This window comes from Embleya sp. NPDC059237 (genome assembly GCF_042754105.1).
Classification (GTDB): domain Bacteria; phylum Actinomycetota; class Actinomycetes; order Streptomycetales; family Streptomycetaceae; genus Embleya.
This window is the reverse complement of record NZ_JBHZAE010000003.1, coordinates 147,332-165,216: the sequence shown is the minus strand read 5'-3', so window position 1 is coordinate 165,216 and position 17,885 is coordinate 147,332. Positions and strand designations below refer to the sequence as shown.

Here is a 17,885-nt window from a genome sequence, read left to right as displayed (position 1 = left end):
GGCGCCGCCCGATCGATGCGTACCAGGAACGTCCCCACCGGGACATCCCTACCTCGGTCCTACCGCGTCACGCCTTGTCGGCGGCGTTGTTCGCGCCGGCGTTCGCGGTCGCCTTCGCGGCGGCGGCCTTGGTGGTCTTGCCGTCGGCCGCGGACTTCTTCGCGGCCGTCTTCTTCGCGGCGGTCTTCGTCGCCGTCGCCTTCTTCGCGGGCGCCTTCTTGGCCGCCGCCTTCTTCGCCGTCTTCTTCGCCGGACCCTTGGCCCGCTTCTCCGCGAGCAGCTCGTAGCCGCGCTCGGGGGTGATCGTGTCGACCGCGTCGCCCGCGCGCAGCGTGGCATTGGTCTCGCCGTCGGTCACGTACGGGCCGAACCGGCCGTCCTTGACCGTGACCGCCTTGCCGCTGACCGGGTCGGAGCCCAGTTCCTTGAGCGGCGGCTTGGCCGCGGCCCGACCACGCGCCTTGGGCTGGGCGTAGATCGCCAGCGCCTCCTCCAGGGTCACCGTGAACAACTGGTCCTCGGTCTCCAGGGAGCGCGAGTCGGTGTCCATCTTGAGGTACGGGCCGTAGCGGCCGTTCTGCGCGGTGATCTCGGTCCCGGTCTCCGGGTGCTTGCCGACCACCCGCGGCAGCGTGAACAGCCGCAGCGCGTCGTCGAGGGTCACCGTGTCCAACGACATCGACTTGAACAACGACGCGGTGCGCGGCTTGGGACCGTTCTTCGCGGCGGTCTTCTTGGCGGTCTTCTTCGCCGGCTTGGCGCCGTCCGCGGCCGGGGCGGGCGCGGCGGGGGCCTCGGGCTCGGGCAGCACCTCGGTCACGTACGGGCCGTAGCGCCCGTCCTTGGCCACGATCATGTGGCCGCTGACCGGGTCGATGCCCAGCTCGTGGTCGCCGCTGGGCTTGTCGAGCAGCTCCTCGGCCTTGGCCACGGTCAACTCGTCCGGCGGCAGGTCGTCGGGTACGTCGGCACGCCGGTCGCCGCGCTCGACGTAGGGGCCGTAGCGGCCCACCCGCAGCACGATGCCCTCGCCGACCGGGAACGAGTTGACCTCGCGGGCGTCGATCGAGCTGAGGTCGGTGACCAGGGCCTTGAGGCCGCCGAGGTGGTCCTCGTCGGGCCGGCTCTCGTCGCCGAAGTAGAACCTGCGCAGCCACGGCACGGCCTCGGTCTCGCCGCGCGCGATCCGGTCGAGGTCGTCCTCCATCTTCGCGGTGAAGTCGTAGTCGACCAGCGTGGCGAAGTGGCCCTCGAGCAGCCCGACCACCGCGAACGCCAGGAAGGACGGCACCAGCGCGGTGCCCTTCTTGAACGTGTAGCCGCGGTCGAGGATGGTGCCGACGATCGAGGCGAAGGTCGACGGGCGACCGATCTCCCGGTCCTCCAGCTCCTTGATCAGCGACGCCTCGGTGTAGCGGGCCGGCGGCTTGGTCGCGTGGCCCTCCGGGGTGAGCTGATCGGCGCTGAGCGCGTCGCCCTCGGTGACCATCGGCAACCGGCGCTCGCGGTCGTCCAGCTCCGCGTCCGGGTCGTCGGAGCCCTCGACGTAGGCCTTGAGGAAGCCGTGGAAGGTGATGATCTTGCCGCTCGCGGTGAACTCCGCGTCCCGCCCGGGCAGGTCCGCGCCCTGGGCGACGCCGCCGATGCGCACGGTGACCGACTGGCCGATCGCGTCCTTCATCTGCGACGCGACGGTGCGCATCCAGATCAGCTCGTACAGCCGGAACTCGTCGCCGGACAGACCGGTCTCGGCCGGGGTGCGGAAGCTCTCGCCCGAGGGACGGATCGCCTCGTGCGCCTCCTGCGCGTTCTTGACCTTGCCGGCGTACACCCGGGGCGCGTCCGGCAGGTATTCGGCGCCGTACAGGTCCCGCACCTGCGCCCGGGCGGCCGTGACGGCCGTGTCGGAGAGCGTGGTGGAGTCGGTACGCATGTACGTGATGTGGCCGTTCTCGTACAACTTCTGCGCGACCTGCATGGTCCGCTTCGCGCCGTAGCCGAGCTTGCGCGAGGCCTCCTGCTGGAGCGTGGTGGTGCGGAACGGCGCGTACGGGGAGCGGCGGTAAGGCTTGCGCTCGACGGCGCGCACCGAGAACGCGGCGGATTCGAGCGCGGCGCTCAGCGCCCGGGCGCCGGCCTCCTCCAGCTGGAGCACGCCGGCGTTCTTGAGCTTGCCGTCGGGGCCGAAGTCGCGGCCCGAGGCGACCCGCTTGCCGTCGAGCGAGACCAGGCGCGCGTTCATCGTGCTCGGGTCGGTCGGGTCGCCGGGGCGGCCGGTGCCGAACACACCGAGCAGGTCCCAGTAGGACGCCGAGGTGAACGCGCGGCGCTCCCGCTCGCGCTCGACCACCAGGCGGGTGGCCACCGACTGCACGCGGCCGGCCGACAGGCGCGGGCCGACCTTCTTCCACAGGACCGGCGAGACCTCGTAGCCGTAGAGGCGGTCCAGGATGCGCCGGGTCTCCTGCGCGTCGACCAGGCGCTGGTTGAGCTCGCGCGGGTTGCTCACCGCGGTGCGGATCGCGTCCTTGGTGATCTCGTGGAACACCATGCGGTGCACCGGCACCTTGGGCCGCAGGACCTCAAGCAGGTGCCAGGCGATGGCCTCGCCCTCGCGGTCCTCGTCGGTCGCGAGGAAGAGTTCGTCGGCGTCCTTGAGGAGCTTCTTGAGCTTGGCGACCTGAGCCTTCTTGTCCGCGTTGACCACGTAGATCGGCTCGAAGTCGGCGTCGACGTCGACACCCAGGCGGGCCCACGGCTTGCCGGCGTACTCGGCCGGCACCTCGGCGGCGCCGTTGGGCAGGTCGCGGATGTGTCCCACGCTCGCCTCGACCACGTAACCGGGGCCGAGATAGCCCTTGATCGTTTTCGCCTTGGCCGGGGACTCGACAATGACGAGTCTCAGGCCGTCGCGCGCGGTCTCGCTGCTCGGGGACACCTTCGCTTCTCTCTCCATCGTCGTCGGCTGCGGCCGAGCCCGATCGGGCACGGCCGTACTGCGGCTTCGTATTCACATTGCGGTCGACCTGTGGCGGAGCGTGACCGGTGGTCGGCCCCGCGTGTCAAACCGGTGCTGCTCGGCTTGCGTCGCAAAGTCGTCCCGGCGCGGCTGTCCGTCCGGACGGTCCCCCCGGATCCGGCGATTACTCCGACGGCCGGGTCCCACGCCCCTCGAACGGTAACGCGCGCATCGCGGTTCCCGCCTCCCGACCCCGTTGGTTCGCGGCCGAGCGTGGTTCGCGGCCGAGTCGGGAGCCGCCGCCTCCATACAACACATTTTCTTGGCAACGGCAAGGAGCATCCGGTGGGGACAACACCTGCGACTGTACAGGCGTGTCGGCCCGGATCACGGTGCACCGGGCCAAGCCGCGCTCAGTCGGCGGTGCGCGACTGCGCCGACGGAGCGTCGCCGGCCTCGGGAAAGAGCAGGAATCCGTCGGCCACCAGACCGCGCAGTTCGCCGGGCACCGCGTCGCGCAGCGCGGCCGGGTCCTCCTCCAGCAACTGGGCGATCGCGTCCACGATGACGCCGGCCGGAAGCCGCCCGTCGCTGGCCCCGGCCAGGGCCGCGCCGACCGTGTCCACCCGATCCGCCCGGCACATCCCGCGCCGCTGACGCAGCACCACGCTCTCCGGGTCCTCCGCGCCGGGCGCGCCGGTCTGCTCCTGGACCACGTGCTCCGCGAGCCGGAAGGCGACGTCGAGCAGCCCGTCGTCGTCCGTCCGGGCGAGCCGGTCCTGCCGGTCGAACCAGGCGTGCACCTCCGCGCCGAGCGGTTGTTCGATCGTGTGCGGCCAGTCCTCGATGTGCACCGTCGGCGTGTCGGCGCCCGACGCGCGCAGCGTGATCCAGCCGAATCCGATCCCCTCCACGCCGTCGCGCTCGAACGCCGCCAGCCACGCGTCGTAGCGCTGCGCGTACGCCTCGCCGCGGTGGTCGCCCGAGTCGCGCAACCACAACTCGGCGTACTGCGCCGGGTCCTGGACGTCGCGCTGGACCACCCACGCGTCGCACCCGGTCGGCGCCAGCCAGGCGGCCAGCCGATCCTGCCAGTCCTGTCCGCGCAGGTGCTGCCAGTTGGCCAGCAGCTGGCAGTAGCCGCCTTCGGCGAGGTGGCGGGGCGCCTGCGCGACCAGCAGCCGGCACACCTCGTCGCCGGGCAGACCCGCGTCGCGGTAGGTGTACCGCTCACCCACCGGGGTGATCACGAACGGTGGGTTGGACACGATCAGGTCGAACCGCTCGCCCTCGACCGGCTCGAACAGACTGCCCTCGGCGAGGCCGACGTTGCCCACCCCGGACAGCGCCATGGTCAGCCGGGTCAGGTCGAGCGCTCGCTTGTTCACGTCGGTGGCCAGCACCGATTCGGCGTGGCGCGACGCGTGCAGGGCCTGGACGCCGCACCCGGTGCCCAGGTCGAGCGCGCGGCCCACCGGCTCGCGCACGGTGATCCCGGCGAGCGTGGTGGAGGCGCCGCCGATGCCGAGCACGTGGTCGGCGCGCACCGGGCCGTTGACCCCGCCGATGCCCGCGCCGAGGTCCGACACGACCCACCAGTCGGTGTCCGCCTCGCCGTAGGGCCGGATGTCCACCAGCGGCCGCACCGCGTCGCCGTCGCGCGCCAGCAGGCCCCCGGCGAGCGCCTCCTCGAGCGGCAGGGCGCGCCGCACGTGCGCCTCGGGCGCCGAGGTCTGGAGCAGGAACATCCGGATCAGCACCGCGAGCGGGCTCGCCGCGTCGGCCCGCAGCGCGCGCAGCGCGGGCACGGTCTCACCGCGCGACAGCGCCGCGTACGCCTGCGGGCCGAGCGCGTCGAGGCAGCCGTCGACGGTGTAGTCGGCCGCGATCAGGGCCTCGCGGAGGCGGGCCACCTGTGAGGTGTCGTTCATCGTCACGCGCACCATCCTGCCCGCTACCGGTCGGCCGGAACGTCAGCCGGTCGCCGGCGGCGCGCTCGTGGTGCCGCTCGGGGGCGGCGACGAGGAGCCCGTGCCGGCGCTCGACGGCGGTGGGCTGCTCGGCGCGGTGGATCCGGACGGGGCGGTCGAACTCGGCGCCGTGGACCCCTTCGGCGTGCCGCTCGGGGACGCGCCGGTGGTGGGCGCGGAGGTCGCCGGCGCGGTCGGGATCACATCGGCCTTGCCCGCCGCACAGCCCGGCACCGACGCGAGCGCCTTGCCCGCCTCGCCGCGGTGCAGCTTGTTCAGCGCGGTGTTCGAGGACGCCCGCAGCGCGTCGATCTCCGGTCCCAGCGAGCGCAGCCCGTCGGCGAACGTGTTCTGCTGGTCGGTCGCCAAGCCCTCGATCCGGTGCTGGATCCCGGTCCAGCCCTTGGCCGCGTTGCGCAGTTCGTCGACTACGGACATCCGCAGTGTGGCGCCGTCGGGCACCGCCGGTATGGACGCCTTGTCGATCGCGTCGGCCAGCGCGTTGTCCGCGTCCGCGAGCCGGGACACGTCCACCGCGAGCCGGGTGCGCAGCGTCGTGGGCGGCTCGTTGGGGACCACCTTGTCCACGTCGGCGAGCGCCGCCCGGGCCTCGTCGATCCGCGCGGTGACCTCCGTCGCGCAGACCTTGGCGGCCCACGCCTTCAGGTCGGCCTGCTTCTTCTTGTCCTCGTCGCTCTTGCCGTCGCCGCCGCCGCACGCGGTCAGGGCCGACGCCAGGACCAGCGCGGAGACCACCAGGAACTTCCTCGACACGCTTCCACCTTCGTTCGGACTTCCCTCGGAGCCGGACGCAGACTCGCACAGCGTGAAGGTGTCCGGTCAAACCGCGGGCCCGAACGCGGCACGGGCGCGGTCCCGGTTTCTCCGGTTCCGCGCCCGTACGTACCTCGGATCGGGGGATCAGGCCGCCGCCTTGGTCGGCTGCCCCTCACGGTCGCCGTCGCTGTCGCCGACGACCACCGACTTGCGTTTGCTGTACCAGACCGCGCCCACGATCACCACGACCGAGAAGGCCGCCGCGAGGGCCCGCAGGGCGCCGTTCTCGTCCGCGCCGATGCTCAGTTTGACCACCGCCGGCGCGATCAGCAGCGACACCAGGTTCATCACCTTGAGCAGCGGGTTGATCGCCGGTCCGGCGGTGTCCTTGAACGGGTCGCCGACCGTGTCGCCGATGATCGTGGCCTCGTGCGCGGCCGAGCCCTTGCCGCCGTAGCTGCCGTCCTCGACCATCTTCTTGGCGTTGTCCCAGGCCCCGCCGGAGTTGGCCAGGAACACCGCCATCAGGGTGCCGGTGCCGATCGCCCCGGCGAGGAACGCGGCCAGCGGCCCGATGCCCAGGGTGAAGCCGACCGCGATCGGGGCCATCACCGCGAGCAGTCCGGGCGTGGCCAATTCGCGCAGCGAGTCGCGGGTGCAGATGTCGACCACCCGGCCGTACTCGGGCAACTCGCTGCCGTCCATGATCCCGGGTCGGGTGCGGAACTGGTTGCGCACCTCGAAGACCACCGCGCCCGCCGCGCGGGAGACCGCGTTGATCGCCAGGCCGCTGAACAGGAACACCACGGCCGCGCCCAGGATCAGCCCGACCAGGTTGTTCGGCTGGGTGATGTCGGTGGCGAACGAGAGCGAGGTGAGCTTGGACGCGTCCTTCAGCCCGCCCGCCTCGTCCACTGCCGTGCTCACCGCGTCCCGGTAGGACCCGTACAGCGCGGTCGCCGCGAGCACGGCGGTCGCGATGGCGATGCCCTTGGTGATCGCCTTGGTGGTGTTGCCGACCGCGTCGAGTTCGGTGAGCACCTGCGCGCCCTCGCCCTCGACGTCGCCGGACATCTCCGCGATGCCCTGGGCGTTGTCGGAGACCGGCCCGAAGGTGTCCATGGCCACGATCACCCCGACCGTGGTCAACAGACCGGTGCCCGCCAGCGCCACCGCGAACAGCGCGAGCATGACGATGCCGGCGCCGAGCAGATACGCGCCGAGCACCGCGACCGAGATCAGCACCGCCGCGTACACCGCCGACTCCAGGCCGAGCGCGATGCCGGAGAGGATCACCGTGGCCGGACCGGTCAGCGAGGTCTTGGTGACGTCGCGCACCGGTCGCCTGCTGGTCTCGGTGAAGTAGCCGGTCAACTGCTGGATGACCGCGGCGAGCACGATCCCGATCAGCACCGCCACCAGCGCGAACACGCGCGGGTCGGCGTCGTGCGCCAGGATCTCCTGGTCGGTCAGCCCGTCCAGGTCCGAGAACTTGCTCGGCAGGTACAGGAACGCGGCGCCCGCGACCAGGACCAGCGAGATGACCGCCGAGACGAAGAAGCCCCGGTTGATCGCGCTCATCCCGCTGCGGTCGCCCGCGCGGGGCGCGACCGTGTAGATGCCCACCACGGCGGTCAGCACCCCGATGGCGGGCACGATCAGCGGGAAGACCAGGCCCGCGTCGCCGAACGCCGCCTTGCCCAGGATCAGCGCGGCGACCAGGGTGACCGCGTACGACTCGAACAGGTCGGCGGCCATGCCCGCGCAGTCGCCCACGTTGTCCCCGACGTTGTCGGCGATCGTCGCGGCGTTGCGCGGGTCGTCCTCGGGAATGCCCTGTTCGACCTTGCCGACCAGGTCGGCGCCGACGTCGGCGGCCTTGGTGAAGATGCCGCCGCCGACCCGCATGAACATCGCGAGCAGCGCGGCGCCGAAGCCGAAGCCCTCCAGCACCTTGGGCGCGTTCTCCCGGTACAGGATGACCACGAGCGCGGCGCCGAACAGGCCCAGGCCGACGGTGAACATGCCGGCGACGCCGCCGGTGCGGAAGGCGATCCGCATCGCGGTGTCCCGGCCGCCGGTGCCGGCTCGGGCGGCGGCGGCCACGCGCACGTTGCTGCGCACCGCGAGCCACATGCCGACGTAGCCGGTGACCGCCGAGAAGACCGCGCCCACCAGGAAGAACAGCGAGCGGCCGATCCGCTGGTTCCAGTCGTCGGCCGGCAACAGCATGAGCAGGAAGAAGACACCCGCCGCGAACACGGCGAGGGTGCGGAACTGCCGGGTGAGGTAGGCCGCGGCGCCTTCCTGGATCGCGCCGGCGATCCGGCGCATGGAATCGGTGCCCTCGTCGGCGCCGAGCACTTGACGCACGAGTCCGGCGGCGACGCCCAGGGCACCGAGGGCGATCACCGCGACGATCACGACATAGGTGAGATTGCCGCCGGACACGGACACGTCCGAGGCGAGTTGGAGTTCGGAGGGGTGGATCCCGGACATTCGTCCTCCTTGGCTAGGAGCACTTTCAGATCGGGACTTCTCAATGCGAAAGGAGTGTATGCAAATGATCAAGATCAGACCATGGGAATCGCCATGATCGGATCAAATTACCGATGAAATCCGGGCGCGATTCCCAAAATCGGCGTATCGATCCGGAATCAGGTTTTACGACCCGGAAATCGGGATACACGGGAACGCCGAAAATCGCCCCCGGGTGTCCCGGAGGCGATGCGGTGGAGCGACGTGGCGTGGTGGAGCGGGGTGGGGCCGGACGGACCCCGGGTCAGCCCACGGTCTCGGCGGACTTGGCGCCGGAGGGCCACGACATGCGGATCACGCCGCCCTCGGCGCCGGCCCGCACGTCGAGATCGTCGACGAGGCCGAGGATGACGGCCAGGCCCATCTCGTTCTCGATCAGGTCGAGGCCGGAGCCGTTCGCGGCCAGGTCGGGCACCAGCCCGGCCCCCTCCGCGAGACCCGCCTCGGTCAACGCCGGCTGCGGTACGCCGTCGTTGACCTCGATACAGAAGCGGCCGTCGCCGTCGTCCAGGGTGACCGTGACCGGGCGGTCGTCGTCCGCCCGGCTCCGGTGCATCCCGACGGCGCGGGAACACGCCTCGCCGACGGCGAGGCGCACCTCGTCGAGCACCGTCTCAGCAACCCCCGCTCGCCGCGCCACGGCGGCGGCGACGAGCCGCGCCGTGCGGACGTGTTCGGGCAGCGCGCTGAAGCGCAGCTCGACGATGGCCATGGTTCGTTCCCCCAGCCGTGCGTGCACCCGCCCGGATCCGCGCGGGTGCGATGTGCGTCCGGTCAGGACGTACGGTCGGTCAGTCGGACGCCTCGATGGCCGTGGCCACCGACGGATGAATCGGGAAGACCTTGGTCAGGCCGGTGATGCGGAAGATCTTCAGGATGCGCTCCTGAGTGCACACCAGCTGCAGCGACCCTTCGTGGGCACGCACCCGCTTCAGGCCGCCCACCAGCACACCGAGCCCGGTCGAGTCCAGGAAGTCGACTGCTTCCATGTCGACGATCAGGTGGAACTGGCCTTCGTTGACGAGTTCCACCAGTTGCTCGCGCAGCTTGGGTGCGGTGTATACATCGATCTCGCCGCCCACCTCGACGATCGTACGACCGCCCTCGGTTCGGGTCGACAGGGACAAGTCCACGGATCCTCCAGCACCTTGCTCTTGAGCGGTCGCCCCCCATGGATCGGCAGCCGCCAAGGCATTCAACCACTTATGGGCACTAGGGGACGATGAATCCCGCGACATTGGATGTAACACTGGTGCCCGATGCAGCCCAGTACACGCCCCCCGGAAGGTCTTCTCGGCCGCCTTATGGCGGGTCGGGATCGACCCGAACGAGTGACGCACGTCCGGCGCATACCCGCTCGCGAAGGCGTCACCTCGGCCTGGCCCGACTGGGTTCGGCCGGAGGTGGGCGACGCGTTTCGCGGCGCGGGTATCGAACTGCCGTGGGAACATCAGGCCCGCGCCGCCTCTGTTGCGGCATCGGGCCGCTCGGTCGTGATCGCCACCGGCACCGCCTCGGGCAAGTCCCTCGCCTATCTGTTGCCGGTTCTCACGACCCTGGTCGAGGGCGCGGGCGCGCCCAGCGGGCGCGGTGCGACCGCACTCTACCTCTCTCCGACGAAGGCGCTGGCCTCGGATCAGGCGCGCGCCGTCGAGGAGTTGCGCGCGGCGAACCCCGCGCTCGGGTGTGTCCGCACCGCCACGTACGACGGAGACACCCCGGTGGAGATCCGCCAATGGGTGCGCGCGCACGCGTCGTACGTCCTGACGAATCCCGACATGGTGCACCGCGCGCTGTTGCCCGGGCACCGCTCGTGGGGGGCTTTCCTGCGCACGCTGCGCTACGTGGTGATCGACGAATGCCACACCTATCGCGGTGTTTTCGGCTCGCATGTGGCCCAATTGATCCGTCGTCTGCGTCGGGTGTGTCGCCGGTACGGATCGGACCCGGTGTTCATCCTGGCGTCGGCCACGGTGTCCGATCCGGCCGTCGCGGCCGAACGGTTGATCGGCGCGCCGGTGGTCGCGGTGACCGAGGACGGCTCGCCGCACGGCGAACTGGTGTTCGCCCTGTGGGAGCCGCCGCTGACCGGCCACGAGGGTGAACACGGCGCGCCCGTACGGCGTACCGCGACGGCCGAGACCGCCGATCTGCTCACCGACCTGGTGCTCGACGGGGTGCGCACGGTGGCGTTCGTGCGCTCGCGGCGCGGCGCGGAGGTGGTCCGGGTGATCGCCCGGGACCACCTGGCCCGGGTGGACGAGGGGTTGGCCGACCGGGTGGCCACCTATCGCGCGGGCTACCTGCCCCAGGAGCGGCGGGCGATCGAGCGGGCGCTGCACGACGGCAGCCTGCTGGGGGTGGCCGCGACCACCGCGCTCGAATTGGGCGTGGACATCTCCGGGCTGGACGCGGTGCTGATCGCGGGCTATCCCGGCACCCGGGCCTCCCTGTGGCAGCAGGCCGGACGCGCGGGACGGGCCGGCCAGGAGGCGCTGGCGGTGCTGGTGGCGCGGGACGATCCGCTGGACACGTTCCTGGTGCACCATCCCGAGGCGCTGTTCGATCGGCCGGTCGAGGCGACGGTGCTCGATCCGGACAACCCGTACGTGCTGGCCCCGCACCTGTGTGCCGCCGCGGCCGAGTTCGCGCTGACCGACGAGGACCTGGAGCTGTTCGGGCCGGTGGCCGCCGAGTTGTTGCCGGGTCTGGAACGGCGCGGGCTGCTGCGCAAGCGGTCGACGGGCTGGTACTGGACCAGCCGGGAGCGGGCCACCGACCTGACCGACATCCGCGGCGCGGGCGGACCGGCGGTGCGGGTGGTGGAGCAGGACACGGGCCGCATCCTGGGCACGGTCGACGCGCCCGCCGCGCACTCGGCGGTGCACCCCGGGGCGGTGCACCTGCACCAGGGCGACACGTACCTGGTCCGCGAGCTCGACCTCGGCGAGGGTGTGGCGCTGGTGCGGCCGGCGAATCCGGACTGGACCACCAGTGCGCGCGAGGTCACCGAGATCCGGATCCTGGAGACCGTACGCAGCCGGGAGTGGGGCGCGGCCCGCCTGCACTTCGGTTCGGTCGAGGTCACCGGCCGGGTGGTCTCCTTTCAGCGCAAGCGGATCGTCACCGGCGAGGTACTGGGCGAGCACAAGCTGGACCTGCCCGAACGCAGCCTGCGCACGCGCGCCGTGTGGTGGACGGTGACGCCCGAGCAGGTCGCCGAGGCGGGCATCGACCCGACCGACCTGCCCGGCGCCGCACACGCCGCCGAGCACGCCTCGATCGGCCTGCTGCCGCTGTTCGCCACCTGCGACCGCTGGGACATCGGCGGGGTCTCCACGTCGCTGCACCCGGACACCCGCCTGCCGACCGTCTTCGTCTACGACGGCCACCCGGGCGGCGCCGGCTTCGCGGAACGCGCCTACGTCACCGCCGACACCTGGCTCACCGCGACGAGGGAGGCCATCGCCTCCTGCGAATGCGACCACGGCTGCCCCAGCTGCATCCAGTCCCCCAAATGCGGCAACGGCAACCAGCCGTTGAACAAGCCGGCCTCAATCGCCCTGCTGGACGCGCTACTACGGGAGGCGGAGGGGACGAGCAACCCGAAGGGGTAGCAAAGCCCAGGCGGCAGGAGCACGCCGGCCGGGCTGCCCGCCCTGGTCGAGGGCGCGGGCGCGCCCAGCAGGCGCGGTGAAACCGCACCTCCGACGGGCCGATCAGGGCCGGGCGGACAGCACCGGCCGAACGGGCGGGCCGATCAGGGTCGGGCGGGCGCCGGGCCGGCCAGACGGGGGTGGGCGCGCCGGGCGGGACGGGCAGGTCCGGCGGGTGGGCCGGGCGGGCGGGGCGGACAGCGTCAGCCGAATGGGCAAGCCGGTCGGTCCGGACCGGGCGGGCGCCAGGCGGGGCGGGCAGAACGGGCCAACCGGGCGGTCAGGGTGGAGGGCGTCAGCCGAACAGACGGGCCAACCAGGGTCGGGCCGGCCAGACGGGTGGGCGCGCCGCGCGAGACGAGCAGGCCCCGGTGCGTGGGCCAGGCGGGCGGCCGGCCGGGCAGGGATGGGCGAACGGGTAAGCCGGTCCGGGCCGCGCGGACGCCAGGTGGGGGCGGAGCGGGGCGGGCAGACGGGTGGGCGGGGCCAGGCAGGGGCAGGCAGGTGGGGTCGGCTTGTGCCGTGTGGGGTGCGGCGGGGTGGGCCGGCCCCGTGGGGGGCGCTTGGGTTGGTGGGGGCTTCTCTGGGTGGGTGGGGTGGGTCAAGGGCTGCTTGGGGGGTCTGGTGGGGGTGTGGGGGTGGCTGGGCCGGCTCGGGCGGTGGCTTGGGCTGTGCCGATTCGGGTGGGGGCCGATACGCGGACCTCGGCGAAGCCGTTGGTGAGCCGGCAGCTCGTCAGGTCCGTGTGCTGGGCTCGGGCCACTCGGCGGGCCAGGGCGCAGGCCTCGTCGGGGCCGGACCCGGCGACGGATCGGGCCGCGGCAGCCAGCGCGGCCAGGTCGGCGGCGGCACCGGCGCGGTGTCGGGCCGCGACTGCTCCGGCGAAGGCAAAGACGAACGCCGCCGCGCACATCGGGATCAGCGCGAACGCAAGCACCCACAGGGTGGCCGAACCCTCCTGGCCCGACCGGCCTCCCCTCACGGCGGCGCCTCCGCCTCGACAGCCGCCACCGCCGTATGTTCCACGTGGAACGTGACCCCGGCCCAGGCCGCACCCGGCACACCGACCTCGGCGGTGACCCGGAAGCGCACCAGACCGTCCCCACCGGACACCCCCGTCCGCGCACCGGCCGGCCCGACGGCCGCGGCCCGCGCCACCGCGACCTCGGTCGGCTCGCCCCGCGCCAGCGCCCGAGCCCCGGCCTGCGCCGCGTCCACACAGCGGATCTGCGCGGTGGCGGCCCCGATCCCGGCCGTCAGCACGGCGGTCAACACCACCAGGACCGGCAACACCACGGCGGTCTCCGCGGTCACGAATCCGTCCGCCCCGCGAAGCCCCCACCCCGCACGAGCCTCAGAACGAGACATCGAGTGCCTTGGTGATCACCCGGGCGAGCGCCGCGGCGACCCCCGGGCTGGTCACGATCTTGAACAACACCGCGCCGAACGCCACCGCGGCGACCGTACCGACCGCGTATTCCGCGGTGGTCATCCCGGTGTCGACACGCAGCCACGACCACACCCGACGTGCGCTCGGAATCGACATGCGCATGAGTCCCCCCTCATCGATACGGACCTACATGAAACCTGCATGAAACGCCTATAAAAATGTGCACTTCGGACACACCCGCCGACTCACCCCGCCCGCAGCAGCGACGTGCCCAGCCCGATCACGATCGGGACCACCCCGACCAGCAGAAAGGCGGGCAGGAAGCACAATCCGAGTGGAACGGTGGCGCGCACCCCCACCCGGCGCGCGACCGCGGTCGCGGTCCGGCGCTGCTCGGCCCGGTGCTCGTCGGCCATCCCCGCCACCAGGACCGCCGCCGGCACACCACCGGTCGCAGCCCGGGCCAACACCCGCCCCAGCGGCGCGAGCACGGGATCGTCGGTCAGCCCCAACCAGCACCGCCCGGGGTCGCCGCCGAGCCGCAACGAGGCCACGATCGGCCGCAGTCGCCCCGCCAGCGGCCCGCCGACCGCGTGCGCAACCGCCTCGGCGGCGTCCGCCGGTGTGCTGCCCGCCACCAGGCACGCCGCGAACAGGTCGGCCGCGGGCGGCAGATCGGCCCGCAGCCGATCCCGCAGGGCCCGTCCCGACCGCGACTCCAGGCCGGTCAGTCGCCGATCCAGGACGACCGCCACCACGAGCCCGGCCACACCCCCGGGCCAGCCGCCGAACACCACGAACACCGCCACCCCGCCGAGCCCCGCCGCGGCCCGCCGACCGAGCGCCGGATCCCGCCCCCGCGCCGACGGCCGGCGGAACTCCGGACCCCGCCCGCGCACCGCGCCCGCCGCGCCACCCGCCGCCGCGACGACCGCCACCAACACCGCCACCGCGCTCATCCCGGCACCGGACCTGCTCGGGCCACCAGGCGATCGGTCCACTCCAGCCCGACCACCACGAGGGTCAGCCCCGCGCACAGGCACCCGATCCCGGCCGGCGTGCGCAACAACACCTCCACCGGCCGCGCCCCCAGGGCGCCGCCCAGGAACAGGCCGAACACCGGCAGCCCGGCCAGGACCTGCGCGGTCGAGCGGGCCCCGGCGAGTTCGGCGATCACCTCCTCGTGCGCGTCCTCCTCGGCCCGCAGACCCGCCGCAATGCGCTCCAAGGCCGGTGCGAACCCGGCGCCTCGCCCGGTCGCGATCCGCCAGCAGGCGGCGATCCGACGCAGCCCGGCCGCCCCGGGCACGGCCGCCGCGCGATCCAGCGCATCCGGCACGTCGCCACCCACCCGGGCGGTCCCGATCGCCTCGCCCACCACCGCCAGGATCGGCCCATCCACGGCATGCGCCGCGGCGGCCAACGCCTGCGCCGGCGTGCGCCCGGCCCGCGACTCCCCCGCCAGCGCCGCACACAGCCGCACCACGCCACAACGCACCGCCCCGGCATCGCGCTCGCGCCGGGCCCGATCCCGCCGCCGCCGCACCACCCAGGCCCCCGGCAAAGCCAGCAGCACAGGCACCACCGACCCCAACCCCAAAGCCGCCAAGCCCCCCGCAGCCATCACCGCCGCAACCACCCGATGGCGCCCCAGCACCCCCACCCAAGCCACCCACCGCCCACCCGACCCGCCGCCCGCGACCCCCAACACCCCAGCCAACCGCCCAGGCCCCACCCGAGCCATCGACCACCACACCAACCCACCAACCCCAACCGCCCCCACCACCACCAAAATCACCCACCCCACCCCCACCGAATCGCCACAAAACCCCGGCGCTTGAGGACACCCGCCGCAAGCCCCCGAAAACCACCACCCGAACCCGGCCCCCTCCAGCCCGTCCGGCGTTTGAGGACGCCGCAGGTGCCCGGCAACCGCAGCCCGGACCGGCGAACACAGCGCCCTCCAGCCCGTCCGGCGTTTGAGGACACCCGAGTCGGGCCGACCCTCCGTCCCCGAGGCCGCCAACCCACCGCGACCGTCGTCACCCGCGCCACCACCCGGCCAGCAGCGCGGCCAACCTGCCGTGGCCCGGTCCCGGGCGGCAGCCACCGGCGCGTTCGAAGCTCACCGCCGGGACCGGTCGCACCCAGCCCGCCGTGTCCCGTTCCAGGACATGGACCTCGGCCGCCCGCCGCAGCCCATCGCGCTCGCGCACCACATGCACGACCAGATCGAGCGCCGCCGCCACCTGGCTGTGCACCGCGTCCCGACCCAGCCCGGCCAACGCCCCCAACGCCTCCAACCGCGCAGGCACATCGGCCGCCGAGTTCGCGTGCACCGTGCCGCAGCCGCCCTCGTGCCCGGTGTTCAGGGCCGCGAGCAGCTCCACCACCTCGGCCCCCCGCACCTCGCCGACCACGAGCCGGTCCGGCCGCATCCGCAGGGCCTGGCGGACCAGATCGCGCAGGGTCACCTCGCCCGCGCCCTCGACGTTGGCCGGCCGCGACTCCAGCCGCACCACATGCGGGTGACGCGGCGTCAGTTCGGCCGAGTCCTCGGCGAGCAGCAGCCGTTCGGCCGGATGCGCACACCCAAGGAGCGCCCCGAGCAGCGTGGTCTTGCCCGAACCGGTGCCACCCGAGACCAGGAACGCGGCCCGCGCCGAGACCACCGCACACAGCAGTTCGGCCGCCGCCGGCGACAACGAACCGGCCCGCACCAGGTCGGCCACCCCGAGCGAGGTACGCCGAGGAACCCGCAACGACAGGCACGTCCCCCGCACCGCCACCGGCCGCAAAACCGCATGCAGCCGCACACCGTCGGCGAGCGTGGCGTCCACATACGGCGAGGCGTCGTCCAACCGCCGCCCGACCCCGCTCGCCAACCGCTGGGCCAACCGCCGCACCGCAGCGTCGTCGGCGAAGGTCACCGCCGTGCGCTGCGGGCCCGCGCCCCGATCGATCCACACCTCGTCGGGCGCGTTGACCAGCACATCGGTCACCTCGGGGTCGCGCAGCAGCACGTCCAACGGCCCGGCCCCGGCGATCTCCGACCGCAGCGCCCGAACCAGGTCCGGCAACGCCGCCTCGCCGAGCACCCGCCCCTCGGCCCGCAACGCCGCGGCCACCGCCGCGGGCGTCGGCTCGTGCCCACCGGCGGCCAACCGCGCCCGCACCGCCTCGACCAACTCCGGATCCGGCGCTGGAGCGATCACCGGCCCGGCCGCCGCGCCCGGCACCGCGACAGGTCGCGGCGGCGGCGCGGAGAAGACCCCGGTACCCCCGACCGGCGGCGCCGGCACCGGCCACGGCGGCGGCTGCGGCACCCGGCCCGACCGCACACCCCTCGGCGGCAGCGGCGGCGCGCCCGGCGGCGGAAACGGCGGCATCGGCGGCACCTCGCGCGCGCTCACGCCGCCTCCCGCGCCACGCCGGCCGGATTGCCCGCGAGGTAGTCCCGACAGAACCGGGCCAACGGCCCCCGCGTGCGCAACCCCGGCGGATCACCCCGCTCGGTGGCCGCCGCCAACCCCGCCTCCGGCCGCAACTCCCCCGCGAGCGGCAACCCCAGGCCCCGCGCGACCGCCTCGGAGGTCAGCCCCGACGAACTCGGCTGCCGCACCACCGCCCGCAGATCGCGCACCATCGAGCCCACCCGGCCCGCCACCTGCGCCGACGCGGCCAGCGCCCGCACCTCGGCCGGCACCACCAAAAGCCCCGTGTCGCACAACCGCAGCGCCTCCGCCGCCCCCGGGTCGGTATGCCGGGGCACGTCGAGCACCGCCACGTCGTGTCGTCTGCGCACCGCCCGCACCACCGAGCGGACCGTCTCCGGCGGGATCGCGGGCGGCCTGTCCCGGTCCCAGGACAGCACGGTCAACCCGTGCAGGTGCGGCAGCGCATCGGAAAGCGCGCCCCCGTCGATCCGCCCGCGCGCGCTCGCCAGATCGGACCAGCGCAGCCCGCTCTCGTCCTCGCCGCCGAGCAGCACGTCGAGGCCGCCGCCCAGCGGGTCCACGTCCACCAGCGCGGTGGCCAGTCCGGTCCGCACCGCCGCCACCCCGAGCGCACAGGCCAGCGTGCTGGCCCCGCTGCCGCCGCACCCACCCAGCACCGCGATGGTGTGCGCGTCGGGCCCGGTGCCCTCCGCGACATCGCCCAAGCGATCGACGATCCAGTGCTCCGCGTCGGGCAGGAACACCACATGATCCGCGCCGACGTCCACCGCCCGCCGCCACACGTCGCCGTCGTCCAGGTCGTCGCCGATCAGCACCACGTCCTCGCGGCGTGGCAGCCCGCACCGGGCCAATCCCGGCGTCACGTCGTCGCCGACGATCACCAACGGCGCCCCCGGCCAGGCGGCCCGCGCCGCGCCCGCGTCCGGTTGCACCTCCGGCTCGATCCCGGCCACCGCGCACAGCCGCAGGAGTTCGTCGAGCAGGGCCGGATCGCCGGTCACCAGGAGCGGACGAGCCGGCCGAGGTGGGGAAAGCGCTGCCACGGAACCTCCAGGGGTCGGGGAGGTCCGGCCGCACCGGCCCTCCCGGGAACTGACCCCAACCGTCGCGGCGATCGCGCGCTCCGCCGAGCGGGTG

The 17,885-nt window shown here is 73.3% G+C and carries 14 protein-coding genes; 1 reads left to right on the top strand and 13 read right to left on the bottom strand.

Going from position 1 to position 17,885, the window contains the following annotated elements; all coding sequences use genetic code 11:
• Positions 1–67: 67 nt before the first annotated feature.
• The 6 genes from topA to ACFXKZ_RS11315 all read right to left on the bottom strand — a co-directional run bounded on the left by topA (position 68) and on the right by ACFXKZ_RS11315 (position 9,377).
• Positions 68–2,938: a type I DNA topoisomerase gene (gene topA, locus ACFXKZ_RS11340; RefSeq protein WP_379998938.1), complete on the bottom strand. Its 2,871-nt coding sequence runs from the start codon at positions 2,936–2,938 to the stop codon at positions 68–70.
• A gap of 434 nt (positions 2,939–3,372) precedes the next feature.
• A complete protein-coding gene (locus tag ACFXKZ_RS11335) occupies positions 3,373–4,905 on the bottom strand; it encodes a methyltransferase (RefSeq protein WP_379998936.1) in 1,533 nt (510 codons plus the stop codon).
• 27 nt (positions 4,906–4,932) lie between these two features.
• The gene (locus ACFXKZ_RS11330; RefSeq protein WP_379998934.1) at positions 4,933–5,703 is read right to left on the bottom strand and encodes a hypothetical protein; all 771 of its coding nucleotides are present in this window, start codon (positions 5,701–5,703) and stop codon (positions 4,933–4,935) included.
• A 147-nt stretch (positions 5,704–5,850) separates the two neighbouring features.
• A complete protein-coding gene (locus tag ACFXKZ_RS11325; RefSeq protein ID WP_379998932.1) occupies positions 5,851–8,205 on the bottom strand; it encodes a sodium-translocating pyrophosphatase in 2,355 nt (784 codons plus the stop codon).
• Between the two features lie 283 nt (positions 8,206–8,488).
• The gene (locus ACFXKZ_RS11320; RefSeq protein ID WP_379998930.1) at positions 8,489–8,956 is read right to left on the bottom strand and encodes an ATP-binding protein; all 468 of its coding nucleotides are present in this window, start codon (positions 8,954–8,956) and stop codon (positions 8,489–8,491) included.
• Positions 8,957–9,035: 79 nt separating this feature from the next.
• Positions 9,036–9,377, bottom strand: a complete 342-nt coding sequence (locus tag ACFXKZ_RS11315) for an STAS domain-containing protein (protein WP_078976516.1) — start codon at positions 9,375–9,377, stop codon at positions 9,036–9,038.
• A gap of 198 nt (positions 9,378–9,575) precedes the next feature.
• On the opposite strand from ACFXKZ_RS11315, the gene ACFXKZ_RS11310 reads away from it, so the two are divergent.
• Positions 9,576–11,861: a DEAD/DEAH box helicase gene (locus ACFXKZ_RS11310; protein WP_379998928.1), complete on the top strand. Its 2,286-nt coding sequence runs from the start codon at positions 9,576–9,578 to the stop codon at positions 11,859–11,861.
• Between the two features lie 640 nt (positions 11,862–12,501).
• Here the strand turns inward: ACFXKZ_RS11310 and ACFXKZ_RS11305 are convergent.
• The 7 genes from ACFXKZ_RS11305 to ssd form a co-directional block, all read right to left on the bottom strand.
• On the bottom strand, positions 12,502–12,882 hold the full coding sequence (locus tag ACFXKZ_RS11305) for an Rv3654c family TadE-like protein (protein WP_379998926.1): 381 nt from the start codon (positions 12,880–12,882) through the stop codon (positions 12,502–12,504).
• Entirely contained in the window at positions 12,879–13,214 is a 336-nt protein-coding gene (locus ACFXKZ_RS11300; RefSeq protein WP_379998924.1) for a TadE family type IV pilus minor pilin, read from the bottom strand. Before ACFXKZ_RS11300 ends, ACFXKZ_RS11305 begins: the two co-directional genes overlap by 4 nt.
• A 40-nt stretch (positions 13,215–13,254) precedes the next feature.
• Complete coding sequence (locus ACFXKZ_RS11295; protein ID WP_379998922.1) at positions 13,255–13,452, bottom strand: DUF4244 domain-containing protein; 198 nt, start codon at positions 13,450–13,452, stop codon at positions 13,255–13,257.
• Positions 13,453–13,535: 83 nt separating this feature from the next.
• Entirely contained in the window at positions 13,536–14,249 is a 714-nt protein-coding gene (locus ACFXKZ_RS11290) for a type II secretion system F family protein (RefSeq protein WP_379998920.1), read from the bottom strand.
• The gene (locus tag ACFXKZ_RS11285) at positions 14,246–14,875 is read right to left on the bottom strand and encodes a type II secretion system F family protein (protein ID WP_379998918.1); all 630 of its coding nucleotides are present in this window, start codon (positions 14,873–14,875) and stop codon (positions 14,246–14,248) included. Before ACFXKZ_RS11285 ends, ACFXKZ_RS11290 begins: the two co-directional genes overlap by 4 nt.
• Positions 14,876–15,332: 457 nt before the next feature.
• Entirely contained in the window at positions 15,333–16,703 is a 1,371-nt protein-coding gene (locus ACFXKZ_RS11280; RefSeq protein ID WP_379998916.1) for a TadA family conjugal transfer-associated ATPase, read from the bottom strand.
• The gene (ssd, locus tag ACFXKZ_RS11275; RefSeq protein ID WP_379998914.1) at positions 16,700–17,791 is read right to left on the bottom strand and encodes a septum site-determining protein Ssd; all 1,092 of its coding nucleotides are present in this window, start codon (positions 17,789–17,791) and stop codon (positions 16,700–16,702) included. Before ssd ends, ACFXKZ_RS11280 begins: the two co-directional genes overlap by 4 nt.
• Positions 17,792–17,885 lie beyond the last annotated feature (94 nt).

Coding starts and splice junctions, on each gene's coding strand:
- ACFXKZ_RS11335 (WP_379998936.1), bottom strand. CDS start 4,905: ATGGTGCGCGTGACGATGAACGACACCTCACAGGTGGCCCGCCTCCGC.
- ACFXKZ_RS11325 (WP_379998932.1), bottom strand. CDS start 8,205: ATGTCCGGGATCCACCCCTCCGAACTCCAACTCGCCTCGGACGTGTCC.
- ACFXKZ_RS11290 (WP_379998920.1), bottom strand. CDS start 14,249: ATGAGCGCGGTGGCGGTGTTGGTGGCGGTCGTCGCGGCGGCGGGTGGC.
- ACFXKZ_RS11320 (WP_379998930.1), bottom strand. CDS start 8,956: ATGGCCATCGTCGAGCTGCGCTTCAGCGCGCTGCCCGAACACGTCCGC.
- ACFXKZ_RS11295 (WP_379998922.1), bottom strand. CDS start 13,452: ATGCGCATGTCGATTCCGAGCGCACGTCGGGTGTGGTCGTGGCTGCGT.